9 protein-coding genes, 1 tRNA gene and 1 pseudogene are annotated in these 18,460 nt (G+C 73.0%); 6 read left to right on the plus strand and 5 right to left on the minus strand.

The genetic code is table 11. The features are described from left to right. Positions 1-92 precede the first annotated feature (92 nt). From SY2F82_RS33245 to SY2F82_RS33255, 3 genes are all read left to right on the plus strand, one after another. Entirely contained in the window at positions 93-3,977 is a 3,885-nt protein-coding gene (locus SY2F82_RS33245; protein ID WP_200422787.1) for a Pls/PosA family non-ribosomal peptide synthetase, read from the plus strand. Between the two features lie 68 nt (positions 3,978-4,045). Continuing rightward, a complete protein-coding gene (locus SY2F82_RS33250; protein WP_236041926.1) occupies positions 4,046-5,425 on the plus strand; it encodes a M1 family metallopeptidase in 1,380 nt (459 codons plus the stop codon). Between the two features lie 290 nt (positions 5,426-5,715). Beyond that, a complete protein-coding gene (locus tag SY2F82_RS33255; RefSeq protein WP_200422789.1) occupies positions 5,716-6,618 on the plus strand; it encodes a DMT family transporter in 903 nt (300 codons plus the stop codon). 13 nt (positions 6,619-6,631) lie between these two features. On the opposite strand, the gene SY2F82_RS33260 is transcribed toward SY2F82_RS33255, so the two are convergent. The 3 genes from SY2F82_RS33260 to SY2F82_RS33270 form a co-directional block, all read right to left on the minus strand. Then, positions 6,632-7,552 carry an MBL fold metallo-hydrolase gene (locus SY2F82_RS33260; RefSeq protein ID WP_200422790.1) on the minus strand — a complete coding sequence of 307 codons (921 nt, stop codon included), beginning with the start codon at positions 7,550-7,552 and terminating at the stop codon, positions 6,632-6,634. 83 nt (positions 7,553-7,635) lie between these two features. Further along, positions 7,636-10,437 (minus strand): SpoIIE family protein phosphatase/ATP-binding protein, encoded by a 2,802-nt coding sequence (locus SY2F82_RS33265; RefSeq protein WP_200422791.1) that lies wholly within the window; start codon positions 10,435-10,437, stop codon positions 7,636-7,638. Positions 10,438-10,488: 51 nt separating this feature from the next. Continuing rightward, positions 10,489-10,707 (minus strand): hypothetical protein, encoded by a 219-nt coding sequence (locus tag SY2F82_RS33270; protein WP_200422792.1) that lies wholly within the window; start codon positions 10,705-10,707, stop codon positions 10,489-10,491. Between the two features lie 167 nt (positions 10,708-10,874). Here SY2F82_RS33270 and selA point away from each other — a divergent pair, with 167 nt between their 5' ends. Both selA and SY2F82_RS33280 read left to right on the plus strand, forming a co-directional pair. Continuing rightward, complete coding sequence (gene selA / locus SY2F82_RS33275; protein WP_200422793.1) at positions 10,875-12,257, plus strand: L-seryl-tRNA(Sec) selenium transferase; 1,383 nt, start codon at positions 10,875-10,877, stop codon at positions 12,255-12,257. Positions 12,258-12,262: 5 nt separating this feature from the next. After that, positions 12,263-14,011: pseudogene (locus SY2F82_RS33280) on the plus strand (SelB C-terminal domain-containing protein); the annotation flags it as partial. Positions 14,012-14,046: 35 nt separating this feature from the next. On the opposite strand, the gene SY2F82_RS33285 reads toward SY2F82_RS33280, so the two are convergent. Further along, positions 14,047-14,139: transfer RNA gene (locus SY2F82_RS33285), tRNA-Sec, on the minus strand. A gap of 34 nt (positions 14,140-14,173) precedes the next feature. Here SY2F82_RS33285 and selD point away from each other — a divergent pair. Continuing rightward, positions 14,174-15,181, plus strand: coding sequence for a selenide, water dikinase SelD (gene selD, locus SY2F82_RS33290; protein WP_200422794.1), 1,008 nt, complete (start codon positions 14,174-14,176; stop codon positions 15,179-15,181). A 16-nt stretch (positions 15,182-15,197) separates the two neighbouring features. Here the strand turns inward: selD and fdh are convergent, their stop codons facing one another. Beyond that, positions 15,198-18,458 carry a formate dehydrogenase gene (gene fdh / locus SY2F82_RS33295; RefSeq protein WP_200422795.1) on the minus strand — a complete coding sequence of 1,087 codons (3,261 nt, stop codon included), beginning with the start codon at positions 18,456-18,458 and terminating at the stop codon, positions 15,198-15,200. Positions 18,459-18,460: the final 2 nt, after the last annotated feature.

The raw sequence follows: 18,460 nt of genomic DNA on the forward strand, positions 1-18,460 counted from the left end.
CCGCTTGTTTGGAGCTGGACCGGAAGATCCCCAGGCATCCCTGCGGGCCCACCAGCGCCCGGAGCACTCCGGGAACGACACGTGAGGACCCGATGGCAGCCCTCCGGCAAGGCCCCGCAGTCGCCCCGTCAGACGACGAGATGCACGCCCGGTTCGGCGACCGCGCCCGCTTCCGCGCCGCGCCCGCCGCCGCGCCGCGGACGCTCATGGACATCCTCGACGTCTCCGTACGCGCGTACCCCGACGAGCCGGCCCTCGACGACGGCCGCCGCTGCCTGACCTACCGCTCCCTCGCCGTCGAGGTCGACAAGCTCCGGCGGCGCCTCGCGGACGCCGGGGTCGGTCTCGGCGACCGGGTCGGCGTGCGCGTCCCGTCCGGCACCAACGACCTGTACGTGGCGATCCTCGCCGTACTCGCCGCGGGTGCCGCCTACGTGCCCGTGGACGCGGAGGACCCGGACGAGCGGGCCGAGTTGGTGTTCGGTGAGGCGCAGGTGCGCGCGGTCGTGGGCGCCGGGCACCGGATCACCGTCGGCGGCACGTCCGACATCCCCGCCGCCCGCCCCGGCGTCGAGCACGATGCCTGGATCATCTTCACCTCGGGCTCGACCGGGAAACCCAAGGGCGTCGCCGTCAGTCACCGCAGTGCCGCCGCGTTCGTGGACGCCGAGGCCGACCTCTTCCTGACGAAGGAACCGATCGGGCCCGGCGACCGGGTCATGGCGGGCCTCTCCGTGGCCTTCGACGCCTCCTGCGAGGAGATGTGGCTGGCCTGGCGCTACGGGGCCTGTCTGGTGCCCGTACCGCGCGCGCAGGTGCGCAGCGGCGCGGACCTCGGCCCCTGGCTGGCCGAGCAGGAGATCACCGTCGTCTCGACGGTGCCGACGCTGGCCGCGCTCTGGGAGCCGGAGGCCCTGAACGACGTCCGCCTGCTGATCTTCGGCGGCGAGGCCTGCCCGCCCGAGCTGGCACAGCGTCTGGTCACCGAGGGACGCGAGGTCTGGAACACCTACGGGCCGACCGAGGCGACCGTGGTGGCCTGTGCCTCACTGCTCACCGGCGAGGAGCCGATCCGGATCGGACTGCCCCTGAACGGCTGGGAGCTGGCCGTCGTGGACGACGCCGGGCAGCCGGTGGCGATGGGGGAGAGCGGCCAGTTGGTGATCGGCGGTGTCGGCCTCGCTCGGTACCTCGACGCCGAGAAGGACGCCGAGAAGTACGCACCTGTTGTCCCCCTCGGCTGGGAACGCGCCTACCGCAGCGGGGACCTCGTCCGCGCCGAGCCGGAAGGCCTGATCTTCCTCGGGCGCGCCGACGAGCAGATCAAGCTCGGCGGGCGGCGGATCGAACTCGGCGAGGTGGACGCGGCCTTGCAGGCCCTGCCCGGGGTGGCCGGCGCCGCCGCGGCCGTACGAACCGCGCGCAGCGGCAACCAGCTCCTCGTCGGCTACGTCGTCACCCAGGACGGCTGGGACCACGCGGCGGCCGTCGAGAAGCTGCGTGCCGAACTGCCCGCCGCGCTCGTCCCGTTGCTCGCGCCCGTCGACGACCTGCCCACCCGCACCTCCGGCAAGGTCGACCGGGGCGCGCTGCCCTGGCCGTTGGAGGGCCTGGAGGGCCCCGCCGCCCAGCTGTACGGCACGGAGGCCTGGCTCGCCGAGCAGTGGACCGAGGTCCTCGGCATCCCGGTGACCGCCGCATCCGACGACTTCTTCGCGATCGGCGGCGGCAGCCTGGCCGCCGCCCAGCTCACCACCCGGCTGCGCACCCGCTACCCCAGCGCTGCCGTCCTCGACGTCTACCAGCAGCCCAGGCTGCGCGACCTGGCCCGCCACCTGGAGGAGTCGGCGCAGGACGACGGGGCGCAGCGCGCGATCGCTCCCGTTCCCGCGCGGGCCGGAGCACTCCAACTCCTCCTGCTGATCCCCCTGTTCACCGTGCTGGGACTGCGCTGGACCGTGGCGCTGACCGCGCTCGGCAACGTCCTGCACTGGTTCGGCCCGTATCCGTGGGCGCCGACCACCTCCTGGTGGGCCGTGGGGGCCGGCGCGCTGCTGTTCTTCAGCCCGCCGGGGCGGCTCGCGATCGCCGCGGGCGGCGCCCGGCTGCTGCTGCGGGGCGTCGAGCCCGGCCGGTACGCCCGCGGCGGGGGAGTGCACCTGCGGCTGTGGGCGGCCGAACGGCTCGCCGAGTTCAGCGGGGCCACCTCGCTGACGGGCTCGTGGCTGGAGCGGTACGCCCGGGCCCTGGGAGCCAAGGTCGGGGCGGACGTGGACCTGCACTCGCTGCCGCCGGTGACCGGCATGCTCAAGCTGGGCAGGGGTGCGGCCGTGGAGTCCGAGGTGGACCTGGCGGGCCACTGGCTGGACGGCGACGTACTGGAGATCGGGCCGGTCAAGGTGGGGGCGAACGCCGTGGTCGGCACGCGCAGCGTGCTCTTCCCGGGCGCGCGCGTCGGCAAGCGCGCCGAGGTCGCGCCCGGGTCGGCCGTCGCCGGGCAGATCCCGACCGGTCAGCGCTGGGCGGGCGCGCCCGCCGTCAAGCTCGGCAGGGCCAAGCACAACTGGCCCGAGGAGCGTCCGCACCGCGGTACGGGATGGCGGGCGGTGTACGGCGTCACCGGCCTCGCGTTGACGGCCCTGCCGGTGCCGGCGGGGCTGGCCGCGCTCCTGGTGGCGCATGTCTTCGTCGACCCGGCCGCCGGTCTCGGCGCGGTCCTGCGGGGCGCCGCCGTGGCACTGGTGCCCGCGACGCTCGCCTTCGGTCTGACGTACGCGCTGTCGCTTCTGGTCGCCGTACGGCTGACGAGTCTCGGGCTGTGCGAGGGCACACATCCGACACACAGCCGGACCGGCTGGCAGGCCTGGACGGTCACCCAGTTGATGGACCGCTCGCGCGAGATGCTGTTCCCGCTGTACGCCGGGCTGGTCACTCCGGTGTGGCTGCGGCTGCTCGGGATGCGGATCGGGCGGGGCGCCGAGGTGTCGACCGTCCTGGCGCTGCCGAGTCTGACCACGGTCGGCGACGGGGCGTTCCTCGCGGACGACACGCTGACCGCGCCGTACGAGCTGGGCGGCGGCTGGGTGCGGATCGGGCGTGCGGAGATCGGGCGGCGGGCGTTCCTCGGGAACTCCGGGATGACCGCACCGGGCCGCAGCGTGCCGGACGGTGGGCTGGTCGGTGTGCTGTCGGCGACGCCGAAGAAGGCCAAGAAGGGCAGCTCCTACCTGGGTCTGCCGCCGGTGAAGCTGCCGCGCGCGGTGTCCGACGGCGACCGGAGCCGCACCTACGAACCGCCGACGCGGCTGCTGTGGGCGCGCGGGCTGGTGGAGCTGTGCAGGATCGTGCCCGTGATCTGCTCGGCGGGGCTCGCCGTGCTGACGGCCGCGGCGCTCAGCGCGCTGGGCGGCTGGGCCTGGCTGCTGTGCGGGGTGGTGCTGCTGTGCGCCGGGCTGGTGGCCGGTGCCGTGTCCGTCGTGGCGAAGTGGCTGCTCGTGGGCCGCCACCGGGCAGGGGAGCACCCTCTGTGGAGCTCGTTCGTCTGGCGCAACGAACTGGCGGACACCTTCGTCGAGGTCGTGGCCGTGCCGTGGTTCGCCGGATCGGTGCCGGGTACGCCGTTGATGACGCTGTGGCTGCGCGGGCTCGGCGCCCGGATCGGCAGGGGAGTGTGGCTGGAGAGCCACTGGCTGCCCGAGACGGACCTGGTGACCCTCGGGGAGGGGGCCACGGTCAACCGGGGCTGCGTCCTGCAGACCCACCTCTTCCACGACCGGATCTTGCGGACGGATACTGTGGTCCTCCGTGAGGGCGCCACGCTGGGTCCTGGCGGAATCGTCCTGCCCGGCAGCACGGTCGGGGCCCGTACCACGCTGGGTCCCGCCTCCCTGGTGATGGCGGCGGAGTCCGTGCCCGACGACACCCGCTGGCTGGGCAACCCGATCGAGGCATGGCGTCCCCGGAAGCGAGCGACGTGACCTGTATCGGGCCCAAGGACGGGGCACCGGCACGACGTACGAGCACAGCGCAGGGAGCAGACGCACCAGTGAGCCCTCAGCAGAAGGCGGAAGCAGACCCGTACTTCCCCGACAACGGCGACCCCCGCTACCGGGTTCACCGCTACGAGCTCACGCTGGACTACCGCCCCGGCCCCAACCGGCTCGCCGGGGCGGCGCGTCTGAACGCCATAGCGGGCCGGGCCCCGCTCACCGAGTTCCAGCTCAACCTGGCCGACTTCCGCGTCGGCCGGGTCAAGGTCGACGGCCGGGCGGCGCACTACACGCACCGCGCCGGTCGGCTGCGCGTCCGCCCGTCCAAACCCGTCCGGGCGGGTGCCGCCTTCACCGTCGAAGTGCACTGGTCCGGCAATCCCAAGCCCGTCAACACCCCCTGGGGCGGTGTCGGCTGGGAGGAGCTGCAGGACGGTGCGCTGGTGGCGAGCCAGCCGGTCGGGGCACCCTCGTGGTACCCGTGCAACGACCGCCCGGCGGACAAGGCGTCCTACCAGATCTCGGTCACCACGCCGTCGGCGTACTCGGTGGTGACCGGCGGGCGTCTGCTGACCCGCACGACGAAGGCGTCGACGACGACCTGGGTGTACGACCAGCCCGCGCCGACCTCCAGCTATCTCGTCGGGATGTCGATCGGCAGGTACCAGACCGTGCTGCTCGGCGATCCGGGCGAGGACGGTGTGCCACAGCATGCGCACATCCCCGCGCACCTGCTTCCGCGCTTCTCCCGGGACTTCGCGCGCCAGCCGGCCATGATGACCCTGTTCCAGGAGCTGTTCGGTCCCTACCCGTTCGGCGAGTACGCCGTGGTGGTGACCGAGGAGGAACTCGACGTCCCCGTCGAGGCACAGGGGTTGTCGCTGTTCGGCGCCAACCACGTGGACGGCGCCCGCGGTTCCGAGCGGCTGGTGGCGCACGAGCTGGCGCACCAGTGGTTCGGCAACAGCGTGACCGTCGCCGACTGGCGGCACATCTGGCTCAACGAGGGCTTCGCGAAATACGCGGAATGGCTCTGGGCGGAGCGGTCCGGAGGACCCACGGCCGCTCAACTGGCAGCGACGGCGCACCGGAAGCTGTCCTCGCTGCCCCAGGACCTGCGACTCGCCGACCCGGGCCGCAAGCGGATGTTCGACGACCGCCTCTACGAACGCGGCGGCCTGGTGCTGCACGCGGTGCGCTGCGTGCTGGGGGACGAGGCGTTCTTCCGGATGCTGCGCGGCTGGGCCGGTGTGCACCGGGGCGGGACCGTGACGACCGGCGCGTTCACCGCCCACGCCGCACGGTTCGCGTCCCGGCCCCTGGACGACCTGTTCCGTGCGTGGGTGCAGGAGGCGGCGCTGCCGCCGCTGCCGACCCCCGAACACCGGGTGCCGATGCGTCCGTCCTACCCGCCGAGCAACGCCGGCTCCGTCTGAGGCAGGGCGGTCGCCGGTCCTTCAGCCGTCGAGGCGGACGACGTCCGGGACGGCGGAACCGTTGTCGCCGTGTTCAACTCCTTGCCCTCTCGGTCAACCCGGCCGGCGGCACGGACCGGTGGGCGGTCGCCGATCACCGGGCCGCCCGTCCCGGACGGCGGTTCCGCGGTTGCGGGGCACCGCTCGACGCCGTGGACTTGAGTGCGTGGGGCGCCCGCAGCCCTGCCGGCCTGGTGTGGAGGAGACATGATCGTCGCTGCGGGGGCGGTGGCACCCGGGGGCGGCGCGCCGTGCTGAGCGTGCTGCTCGCCGTCCTGGCGGCGATCGCGAACGCCCTGGCCTCCGTGCTGCAGCGCAAGGCGGCACGGGACCGCCCGGAGAGCGAGAGCCTGAGCTGGCGGCTCGTACGGCACCTGTTGCACCGGCCGGTGTGGTTCGCCGGCGTCCTCTCGGTCATCGTCGGATTCCTGCTGCAGGCCGCAGCGCTGGGCAACGGCCAGATCTCACTGGTGCAGCCGATGCTGGTGCTGGAACTGCCCGCCACCCTGCTGCTGGCATCGCTGGTGTTCAGTAGCCGACTGGGCGTCCGGGAATGGGGCGCCTCGGTGATGATGGCCGCCGGTCTGGCGGGGCTGCTGTTCTCCCTGTCCCCCTCGCAGGGCTCGGCCGCCCACGCCACCGCTCTGAGGTGGGCGTTCGCCTCGGGAGTGAACGTGCTGCTGGTCGCCGCCATGGTGATGTGGGCCCGTCTCGCCGGTGCCGGGGCCCGCAAGGCGGCCCTCCTGGGCGTGGCGACGGGATGCGCCTTCGGGTTCACCGCCGCGTTGATCAAGGGCGTGACGGACGCGTTCAGCCACGGCATCGGCGCGGTGTTCAGCAGCTGGCAGCTCTACGCCATGATCGTGGCCGGCGCGGGCGCGATGTTCCTGCTCCAGTCGGCGATGCACGCCGGACGGCTGCTCGCCAGCCAGCCCGGCCTGACGATGTCCGACCCGGTCGTCGCCATCCTGTGGGGCGTCTTCGTCTTCGGTGAAGCGGTGCGGGGCGGCGTCTACACCATCTTGTCGGTCGTGGGGGCACTCGTCGTGGCCGTCGCCGTGACGCTGCTCACCCGCTCCCCCCTGCTCGCCGGCCAGACCGGTCGCGGAGAAGAGGGACAGCCCCGCGACGGGGCCGACGCGGAGACGGAATAGCGTCCCCCAGCTCTCATCCGAGGCCGGCGAAGGGATCGGTCGGCTGCCAGGCGACGGGCAGGACGACGTCGACGCCGTCACGGCGCGCCAGGGGCAGCAGTCGGCTCATGGTCGTGTCGAGGTCGTCGAACAGATAGGGCAGCGGGCGCAACGGGCGCCCGAGGTCGGTGAAGAAGTCGTCCCAGTGGACGAGGACGACGCGCCGCGCTCCGGTGGCGCTGACGACCTCGTCCCAGTACGCCTGGAGGAACGCGGCGGGCTGCTTGCCCAGGTTCCCGATGCCCAGATAGACGACGTCGGCCCGGTGACCGCGCAGGGCGCCCGGCCGGTGGTTGGCGCTGGCGTGCAGCAGCAGACGGCCGCGGGGATGCGCGACCAGCACGGAGTAGACGGTGCCGGTCTTCCAGGCCCGGGCGTGGGCCGGCGGGACCAGGGGCCGGTCGATGCTGCCCGGGTAGTGGTCGCCGGGGCTGTGCAGGGAGGTGAGGAAGGTCAGGTCGAAACCGCCGTAGGTGAGGGTGTCGCCGTCCTCGACGACCCGCAGCGACCGTGCAGGGACCCCCTGACCGCGTCCGACGTTCGCGGTGGACCGCGAGCCGACCAGCTCGGCACCGGTTTCCAGCGCCCACAGCGGGGCGTCGAGGGCGTGGTCGTAGTGGGAATGGGCGCACACCACGGCGGCGAGGGCGTCCACGCCCAGTCGCTCGACGGCCGCGCGGACCAGCCTGCGGTCGGGCGCGATGCGGCCCATGGCCACGCGCAGCAGGCCGGGCCGGGTGACGAACCCGTCCATGAGGAGACGGGTCTCACCGTCCGACAGCAGGACGGAGCTGGTGCCGAGGAAGTGGGCGGTCAGTCCGTCGTGCGGGAGCGCGGCACGCTGCACGTACGGCAGATAGGGCCGCAGACCGGGTCGGCTGATCGGTGTCCTCACCCGGTCATCCTCGGACGTCTGCTGCCCCGGTGCCAACCCCGCTGTCACTGCGGTCGGGCAAGACGCCCGGGCGACATCCGCTCTCACATGGCGGGGTCGCCGAACTGTTCCAGGAGGACGTCGACCGGCGTGGGGTCCGTCGCGGCGGACGTGCCGTCGTGGAGGGTCTGCTCCGCCCAGATCACCTTGCCCTGGGCCGTGTAGCGGGTCCCCCACCGCTGGGCGAACTGCGCCACCAGGAACAGCCCCCGGCCGCCCTCGTCCGTGGTCGCCGCCCGCCGCAGCCGCGGCGAGGTGCTGCTGCCGTCCGCCACCTCGCAGATCAGGCAGCGCCCGTACAGCAGCCGCACGGACACCGGTGGCGAGCCGTGCCGGATCGCGTTCGTGACCAACTCGCTGACGATCAGCTCCGTGGTGAACCCGATCTCCTCCAGCCCCCACTCCCGCAACTTGTCCCTGCACCGTGTCCGGACCGAGGGCACGACCGCCGGGTCCGGCGGCACGCCCCACTCGGCCACGCACGAGCGCGGGAACAGCCGGGTCCGCGCCACCAGCAGGGCGATGTCGTCGGCGGGTCGCGCCGGCCCCACCGCATCGATCACCGCCTGGCACGCCTCCTCCGGACTGCGCCTCCCGGCCGCGCCCAACGCCCGGCGCAGCCGATCCAGGCCGACGTCGATGTCACGGGCGCGTTCCTCCACCAGACCGTCGGTGTAGAGCACCAGTTGGGAACCCTCGCTCAAACGCAGCTCGGCGGTTTCGAAGGGGTAGCCGCCCAGGCCGAGCGGTACCGACGCGGGTACGCCGGGACAGGTGACGGTTCCGTCCGGACGCACCACCACCGGTTCGGGGTGCCCGGCGCGGGCCATCGTGCAGGCCCCCGTCACCGGGTCGTAGATCGCGTACAGACAGCTCGCTCCCGTCACCGCCTCGCCCTCGTGGCCGTCGGCGGTCTCGGCGGCGTCCTCCTCGTTGTCCATGCGGGCGACCAGGTCGTCCAGGTTCCCGAGCACCTCGTCCACGGGGAGGTCCAGCGTGGAGAAGTTGTGCACCGCGGTGCGCAGTCGCCCCATCGTCGCCGCCGCGTGCAGTCCGTGACCGACGACGTCGCCCATCGCCAGCGCCACACGTGCGCCCGGCAGCGGGATGACGTCGAACCAGTCCCCGCCCACCCCCGTCGCAGCCGGCAGATACCGCCAGGCCACCTCGAGCGCGTCCTGCTCCGGTTGCCCCCGCGGCAGCAGACTGCGCTGCAACGTCACCGCCATCTCGTGCTCCCGCGTGAACCGCCGGGCGTTGTCGATGGCCACCGCCGCCCGCGCGGCCAGCTCCTCCGCGAAGTACAGGTCGTCCGGCTCGAACGGGGGGGAGTCCGTCATCCGGTAGAAGTTGACGACACCGAGCGGCACGTTCCGAGCCTGCAACGGCATGGTCACCAGCGAATGCAGCCCGAGTTCCAGCGCCTTGCGGGCGCGTTCCGGATCCTGCTCCCGCCAGCCGTGCGCCTGCCGCAGGTCCGGCTCCACCATCCCCCGGCCCTCCTGGAGCGCGTGCATCTGCGGGGCTCCCGGCGAGAACGTGATCATCTCACCCACCGGATACACCGGCATCACCTGCCGGTCCCCGCTGATCGCCGTACGCCGCAGATGCCGCCATCCCTCCGCCGTCGGTTCCCAACCGCGCAGCACGGCATCCAGCAGATCGACGGTGACGAGGTCGGCGAACTGCGGCACCGTCACGTCCGCCAGCTCCTGCGCCGTACGCCCCACATCGAGCGTCGTCCCGATGCGCAACCCGGCCTCGTAGAGGAGCTTCAGCCGCTCCCGCGCCACCTCGGCCCGTCCCGAGACCGCCGCCAGCTCCGTGGTGTCCCGCAGCGTCACCACGCTGCCTCCCGGGCCACCGTGCGGGAACGTGGGCCGCTTGTTCACCGCCAGCAGCCGGTCGTCCGCAAGGTGCACCTCGTCGGTCACCGCGTCCGGCGAGATCAGCAACCGTGTGATCTGCTCCGGCAGCCCCAGTTCCCGCACCGGGCGCCCGTGCGCGTCGGCCGGCAGGCCCAGCAGCCGCCGCGCCTCGTCGTTGGCCAGCAGCAGCCGACCGTCGGGGGTGGTGATGAGCACCCCTTCCCGCACCGCGTGCAGGACCGCCTCGTGGTGTTCGTAGAGTCGCGCCAGCTCCACCGGGGCCAGGCCGCGCGTCTGCCGCAGCAGCCGCCGGGACGCCAGTGTGGTCCCGGTCGCGGCCAGTGCCAGCGCCGCCGCGCCGGAACCGACGATGATCGGCAGCTGCGGCATCCACAGGCGCGACACGTTCTTGACCGTGATCCCCGCCGAAACGAGGCCGACGACCGTGCCGTGCGAGTCGTTCACCGGGACCACCGCCTGCACGGCCGTGCCCTTGCCGGCGGGAAGGGGCGGCCCACCGGCCTGCTCGATGACGGTACGGCCTTCCAGCGCCGGCTTGATGTCGCCGACGAACTTCTTCCCGATCTCCTTCGGGTAGGGGTACGTGTAACGCATTCCCTTCGTGTCCGTGACGACCACGAAATCCACGCCCGCCTTCTTGCGCGCCGCTTCGGCCCGCGGCTGCAGGACCGCCGACGGGTCCCGGCTGTGCAGCGCCTCGGCCACTCCGGGCGCGTTCGCGAACGACTGGGCCGTGACGACCGACACGCGGCGGCCCTGCTCCAGCGCGTCCCGCGCCGCCTGGAGCATCACGCTCGCCACCGCGGCCAGGACCAGCAGCACCACGATCACGATCTGGAGGAGGAACACCTGCCCGGCCACGCTGTGAGGGTTCAGCACAGAACCGCGACGCTCACGCGCGCGTCCAGTGGGCGGGGGCCGCGCCTGGGTCCGGTCTCGTCCGAAACGTACCCTCATGTTCCCTTCTTAGCACCGCTGAGCGCGCCAGGGCCGACCGATCTGAAGCCGTCAGCGTTCCCTCTCCCACACCTCGGGGCCACCGCCGTGCCACTCGATCAAGGGCGACTCGGCCACGTCCACCTCGTCCACGCCCTCCAGCCCGGCGTGCTGCAGGAAGACCGTCAAGTCATGCAGTGAATAGGCGGTGCCGAGGATCTCACCGTCCGCGCGCACGCGCCGGCCGCCGCTCTCGCTCGGCGGATACACGATCACTCGACGCTCGGCCATGGCTCCAGCCTCGCCCCCGGGGGCCGGGCCCGCATGCCGGGCTACTCCGCGCACAGCCCCGGACCCTGTCGCTCCGGCGTGTCGAGCGGGCGGGCGGGGGCACTGGGAGACGATGGGTTTTCCCTTTCCCCGGACAGCCGGGCCGGGGCCGGAGAGGCAGGGGCCGCATGGAGCAGGGGGTCACACCGGAGGGAGTCGGTGACGGGACCGGGGCGGCCGCGTCCGGCGTCGGACGCGCGCCCCGGGGAAGCGACGCCGTCGACACGCGACGGCGCATTCCCCGCACCGACACCCTGCTGAGCGATCCGCGCCTGGCGGAGGCCGTGGGCCGGCTGGGGCCCCGCGTGGTGAAGGCGGCCGTGCGGCGGGCGCAGGAGCAGGCACGCGACGGCAGCATCGCGCCCGAGCGGGTGCGGGACGCGGCCCTCGCCCTGCTCCCGGGCACCGCAGGCGGGCTGCGGCCGGTGATCAACGCCACCGGCGTGGTGCTGCACACCAACCTCGGCCGGGCGTCCCTGTCGGACGCAGCCCGGCAGGCGGTGCTGGAGGCCGCCGGGCCCACGGACGTCGAGTTGGATCTGCGCACCGGCGTCCGGGCCCGCCGCGGGCGCACGGCTCTGAAGGCGCTGTGCGACCGGGTGCCCTCCGCCGCCGCGGCGCACGTCGTCAACAACGGAGCCGCCGCGCTGGTCCTGGTCGCGACCGCGCTCGCCGCCGGAAAGGAGATCGTCATCAGCCGGGGGGAGATGGTGGAGATCGGCGACGGTTTCCGACTGCCGGACCTCCTGGTCTCCACCGGGGCCCGGCTCCGCGAGGTCGGCACCACCAACCGCACGACCGCCGCGGACTACGCCGCCGCGATCGGGCCGGAGACGGGATTCGTGCTGAAGGTGCACCCCTCCAACTTCCGCGTCACCGGGTTCACCCGCGCCGCCGATGTGGGGGAACTGGCGCCGCTGGGCGTCCCGGTCGTCTCCGACATCGGCTCCGGGCTGCTCGCCCCCCACCGCCTGCTGCCCGAGGAACCCGACGCCGAGACCCAGTTGCGGTCAGGCGCCTCACTCGTCACCGCCAGCGGCGACAAACTGCTCGGGGGCCCGCAGTGCGGACTGCTCCTCGGCGACGAGGAGTTGGTCCGCACCGTCTCCCGGCACCCCCTGGCCCGCGCCCTGCGCGTGGACAAGCTGACCCTGGCCGCCCTGGAAGCCACGCTCACCGGCCCGCGGACCCCGACGGCCGCCGCCCTCGCCGCCGACCCCGAACAGCTGATGGCCCGTGCCGAGGAGCTCGCCAAGGCGCTGAGCGCCGACGGCGTCGACGTACACGCCGTCGACAGCGCGGCGACCGTGGGAGGCGGCGGCGCGCCCGGGGTGACGCTGCCCAGCGCCGCCCTGTCCCTGCCCGAGTCCTGCGCCGCCGCGCTGCGCACCGGCGCCGTCCCCGTCGTCGGGCGTCTGGAGGCGGGGCGCTGCCTGCTCGACCTGCGGACGGTGCCGCCGGAGGACGACGAGCGGCTGGCCGGGGCCGTGCGGTCGGCGGCGGGGAGGTAGGCGTCATGCGGGTGCTGGCCACCGCCGGGCACGTCGACCACGGCAAGTCCGCCCTGGTGCGGGCGCTGACCGGGATGGAACCCGACCGCTTCGAGGAGGAGCGGCGCAGGGGGCTCACCCTCGACCTCGGTTTCGTGTGGACCCGGCTGGGGGCGGACGGGGAGCATCTGGCCTTCGTGGACGTGCCGGGACACGAGCGGTTCGTCGCCACCATGCTGGCCGGGGTCGGACCCGTGCCCGCCGTGCTGTTCGTCGTGGCCGCCGACCAGGGCTGGCAACCCCAGTCCGAGGAACACCTGGCGATCCTCGACGCGCTCGGCGTACGGCACGCCGTGCTCGCGGTGACCCGCAGCGACCTGGCGGACCCCGAGCCCGTGCGCGCCGACGCCGTGGAGCGCCTGGCCGCCACCTCGCTCGGCACGGTGCCGTCCGTGGCGGTCAGCGCGGTGACCGGCGCCGGACTGGACGAACTGCGCGCGCAGCTGGCCCGGTTGGCACGATCGCTGCCGGTGCCGCCCGCGGACGCGGACGTGCGACTGTGGCTGGACCGCGCCTTCACCGTACGCGGCCACGGCACCGTGGTGACCGGCACGCTCGGCGCGGGCACCCTGCGCGCCGGTGACCGGCTGGTGACGGGCGACGGCTCGACCCTGCTGAAGGTGCGCGCACTGCAGTGCCTGCACGAGGACCGGTCCGCCGTCAGCGGCGTGGCACGGGTGGCGGTCAACGTGCACGGCTCCGTGGACGGTGCCCTGCGACGGGGGCAGGTGCTGCTGACACCGGACCGCTGGCTGCTCACCGACCTCGTGGACGTGCGTGTCACCGGTGAACCGGTCGCCGACCTGCCCCGCACGGTCACCCTCCACATCGGTACGGCCGCCGTCCGTGCGACGGTCCGCCCACTGGGGGAGGACACCGCGCGGCTGACCCTGAACCGGGCCCTGCCCCTGCGTGTCGGGGACCGGGCCGTGCTGCGGGAGCCGGGCGGGCAGCGCATGCCGCGCGGGGTGACCGTGCTCGACGCACGCCCGCCGCGACTGGCCCGGCGGGGCGCGGGACGTACACGGGCGGCGGAACTGGCGGCCATGACCGGCCGCCCGGACGGTGCCGCGGAGCTGCGGCGCCGACGGCTCGTCCGCCGCTCGGAGCTGCTGGCGATGGGAGTGCCGCCGCCCACCGCGCCCGTCGCCGGGGAATGGCTGGTCGACGAGGCCCACTGGGCCGCACTGCGGGAGCGCCTGGCCGCCGAGGTGAAGCGGTACGCCGAGGAGCACCCCCTGGAACTGGGCCTGCCGACCGAGGCGGCCCGGCGCCTGCTCGGCCTGCCCGACCGGACGTTGGTGGACGCGCTCGCCGAGACACCGGGCCCGGCCCGACTGCTGCACCGGCAAGGCCGGTTGTACGGTCCCGGCAGCCTCCGGCCGACACTGCCACCGCCCCTCCAGGCCGCCGTCGACGCCGTACGGCGCGAGCTGACGCGGACGCCGTTCCGCGCACCGGAGGCCGACCGCCTGAAGGAACTCGGGCTCACCCGCAAGGCGGTGGCCGCCGCGGTCTCGGCAGGCGCGCTGCTGGCGGTGGCCGACGGCATCGTGCTGCTGCCGGGAGCGGACGCCCGGGCCGCCGACGTCCTGCGCCGGCTGCCCCAGCCGTTCACACTCAGCGAGGCCCGCCGGGCCCTGGACACCACGCGCAGGGTGGCCGTGCCGCTCCTGGAACTGCTGGACGCGCAGGGACACACCGAGCGGGTGGACGACCAGCGCCGGCGCTGCCGGCCCGAGCCGGGTAGCGGAGGCGGACGGGAATCGAACCCGCCTGCCCGAGATCCTCGGACACCTCGGTTTTGAAGACCGGGAGGGCCACCAGGCACCCACACGCCTCCACCGCTCGCCAGGCTAGTGCCCCAGGAGACAGGTATGACACCGACCCGCCAAGAGACCGTCCGCCTCACGCAGTTCGCCCATGGCGGCGGCTGCGCCTGCAAGATCCCGCCCGGAGAGCTGGAGGAGGTGGTCGCCGGGCTGACCGTGCCACCGCTCGCCGGGGGCGACACCCCACTGCTGGTCGGCCTCGCCACCGGCGACGACGCGGCCGTGGTCACCCACCGGGGGACGGCGATCGTCTGCACGGCCGACTTCTTCACCCCGGTCGTGGACGACCCCTACGACTGGGGGCGCATCGCCGCCGCCAACGCCCTGTCCGACGTGTACGCGATGGGCGGCCGGCCCGTGCTGGCCGTGAACCTGCTGGCCTGGCCGCGCGACCGGCTCCCGTTCGACCTGGCCCGCGAGGTGCTGCGCGGTGGACTGGACGTCGCCACCGAGGCGGGCTGCCACGTGGGCGGCGGGCACAGCGTGGACGACCCGGAACCGAAGTACGGCATGGCCGTCACCGGTGTCGCCGACCCCGAGCGGCTGCTGCGCAACGACGCCGGCCGGCCGGGACTGCCGCTGTCGCTGACCAAGCCCCTGGGCATCGGAGTGCTCAACAACCGGCACAAGGCCACCGGCGAACGGTTCGAGCAGGCCGTCGCCACGATGGCCGCCCTCAACCGGGACGCATCCCGGGCCGCCCTCGCCGCCGGAGTCACCTGTGCCACCGACGTCACCGGCTTCGGGTTCCTCGGGCATCTGCACAAGCTGGCCCGCGCCTCCGGCGTCACCGCCGTGGTCGACACCGCCGCCGTGCCCTACCTGGACGGCGCCCGGGAAGCCGTACGGGACGGTTACGTCAGCGGCGGCACCCGGCGCAACCTCGAATGGGTCGCCCCGCACACCGACTTCGGGGACACGGACGCCGACACCCGCCTGCTGCTGGCCGACGCGCAGACCTCCGGCGGCCTGCTCGTCGCCGGGGAGGTGCCCGGCGCGCCCGTGGTCGGGGAACTCGTGCCGCGCGGCTCGCACTCGGTGGTACTGAAGTGAGCTCCGCGACGGTGGTTCAGACCTCCGTACCGGTGTGGTCGTCGATACCGGCCCGGGCCCGGTAGGCGCGCACCAGCTCGACGGCCGCGGGACCCCTGGGACGGCGGCCGGGCCGGATGTCGACGGCGAACGCCTTCGTCTCCTGGATATGGGTGTTGGGGTCGAGGGACATGTGCACCAGCTCGTTGGCCGCGTCGCCCGTGGTGTAGCCGTTCGGCCCCCAGTGGTAGGGCAGACCGACCTGGTGCAGGGTGCGGCCGTGCACGGTCAGCGGCGGCACCCGGTCGGTCACCAGCACCCGCGCCTCGATGACGTTCCGGGCGCTGACGATCGTCGCCCAACCGGTGTGCTCCAGGCCGCGCTCGGCGGCGAGTTCGGGTGACACCTCGCAGAAGAACTCCGGCTGCAACTCGGCCAGGTAGGGCTGCCAGCGGGACATGCCGCCCGCGGTGTGGTGCTCGGTGAGCCGGTATGTGGTGGCGACGTACGGGAACACCTCCGTGCCCGGCTCGTCGCCGCTGGGCTGGTAGCGGTTGTCCGGGTGCGTCGGCATCAACTGCCGCACGGGATTGCGCTGCTGGGGGTACAGCAGGTTGGTGAAGGGCGAGTCCTGCGGCTCGTAGTGCGTGGGAAGCGGCCCGTCGGTGAGCCCGGAGGGCACGAACAGCCAGGCCTTTCCGTCGGCCTGCATGATGAACGCGTCGGTGCCCGACAGCGCCTCGGCGCCCGTGGCGTCCGGCGGGGGCTGGTGATGAGGGGACTTGTTGTTCGCGAAGTCGGGGATGTCGTGACCCACCCACAGCGCCTTCTCCTCGTCCCACCACACCAGCGCCTTGCGCTCGCTCCACGGCTTGCCGTCCGGGTCGGCGGAGGCCCGGTTGTACAGGATGCGGCGGTTGGCCGGCCAGGCCCAGCCCCACTCGTTCGCCACCCAGTTCTGCTGCTTGCCCGGCTTGCGGCGGGCCGCCTGGTTCACACCGTCGGCGTAGACCCCGCAGTAGATCCAGCAGCCGCAGGCGGTGGAGCCGTCGTCGTTGAGTTGCTCGTAGGAGGCCAGGGGGTCGCCCTCGGCGTCGTAGCCGTTGATCTCCGCGAGGACCGCCTCCGCCTCGGGTTCGGCGTTGGCGCCCTTGGTGGGGTAGTCCCAGGTCAGGTCCAGCACGGGGCGGTCCATCCCGTCGGCCGACCCGGCGAGCTTCTCCCGGATGATGCGGCCGAGGTGGTAGGTGAACCACAGGTCGCTGCGCGCCTCGCCGGGCGGCTCTACGGCCTGGTGGTGCCACTGCAGCAGGCGCTGGGTGTTGGTGAAGGTTCCGTCCTTCTCGGTGTGCGCGGCGGCGGGAAGGAAGAACACCTCGGTGCGGATGTCCTCCGTGCGCAACTCGCCCGTCTCGATCTCGGGGCCGTCCTTCCACCAGGTGGCCGACTCGATGAGGGAGAAGTCGCGTACGACGAGCCAGTCGAGGTTGGCCATGCCGAGGCGCTGCATCTTGGAGTTCGCCGAGCCGACCGCCGGGTTCTCGCCCATCAGGAAGTAGCCCTTGCAGGTTCCCTCCAGCTGGGCCATCACCGTCTCGTAGGTCGAGTGGGAGCCCGTCAGGCGCGGCAGGTAGTCGAAGCAGAAGTCGTTGTCGGGCGTCGCGGCGTCGCCCCAGTAGGCCTTGAGCAGGCTCACCAGGTACGAGCGCATGTTGCCCCAGTAGCCCTTGTGCGCCGCCTCCGCCTCGATGAAGGCGTCGAGGTCCTGGTTGTGGTGCGCGTGCGGCATCGGGATGTAGCCGGGCAGCAGATTGAACAGGGTGGGGATGTCGGTCGAACCCTGGATGGAGGCGTGTCCGCGCAGGGCGAGGATGCCTCCACCCGGACGGCCGATGTTGCCGAGCAGGCTCTGCAGCACGGCGGCCGTGCGGATGTACTGCACACCCACGGTGTGCTGTGTCCAGCCGACCGCGTAGGCGAAGGCGGTGGTCCGCTCGCGTCCGGAGTTCTCCGTCACCAGTTCGCACACCTGGCGGAACAGGTCCTGCGGCACCCCGCAGATCCGCTCCACCATCTCCGGTGTGTAGCGGGCATAGTGGCGCTTGAGCACCTGGAAGACACAGCGCGGGTGGGTCAGTGTCTCGTCGCGTTCGGGCTCGCCCTCCGGGATCGCGGCGCCGCCCGCACCGTGGGCCTCACCGCGCGCCGCCTCCGACACCGAGCGGCCGCCACGGGTGCGCTTCTCGTACTCCTGGTCGCGCTCGCCGGAGGCCGCCTGGATCTCCGTGCCCTCGTACTGCCAGCTGCTGTTGTCGTAGCTGCGGCTGTCGGCGTCCAGACCCGAGAAGACGCCGTCGAGGTCCTCGGTGTCCCGGAAGTCCTCCCGCAGCACCACCGGCGCGTTGGTGTACGCCACGATGTAGTCGCGGAAGTACTTCTCGTTGCTCAGGACGTAGTTGACGATCCCGCCGAGGAAGGCGATGTCCGAGCCCGCGCGCAGCGGCACATGGAGGTCGGCCAGCGCGCTGGTGCGGGTGAACCGCGGGTCGACGTGGATCACCTTCGCCCCGCGGGCCTTGGCCTCCATCACCCACTGGAACCCGACCGGATGGCACTCGGCCATGTTCGAGCCCTGGATGACGATGCAGTCGGAGTTCTGCAGGTCCTGCTGGAAGGTGGTCGCGCCGCCGCGGCCGAACGAGGTTCCCAGACCGGGAACGGTGGAGGAGTGTCAAACACGCGCCTGGTTCTCGATCTGAATCGCTCCCAGGGCGGTGAACAGCTTCTTGATCAGGTAGTTCTCTTCATTGTCGAGGGTCGCCCCGCCGAGGCTCGCGATGCCGAGCGTGCGCCGGGTGCGGGTCCCGTCGACCTCCCACTGCCAGCCGGCCCGGCGCGCCGCGATCACCCGGTCGGCGATCATGTCCATCGCCGTGTCGAGGTCGAGACGTTCCCAGTCGGTGCCGTAGGGGCGCCGGTACAGGACGTGGTGCTCGCGCGCGTCGCCGGTGGTCAGCTGGAGGCTCGCCGCGCCCTTGGGGCACAGACGGCCGCGGGAGATGGGGGAGTCGGGGTCGCCCTCGATCTGCGTGACCCGCTCGTCCTCGACGTAGACGTTCTGGCCGCAGCCCACGGCGCAGTACGGGCACACCGACTTGACCACCCGGTCGGCGGTGGCGACCCGGGGCGTGAGCCGCGCGCTGGTCCCGCTCTTGGCCGCGGCCCCGCGGCCCAGCGGGTCGGTTCCCTTGAGCTGGCGGTAGACCGGCCAGGAGTCGATCCATGTGCGCACGCCCATGT

The organism is Streptomyces sp. Y2F8-2 (genome assembly GCF_014905555.1).
Lineage (GTDB): Bacteria > Actinomycetota > Actinomycetes > Streptomycetales > Streptomycetaceae > Streptomyces > Streptomyces cynarae.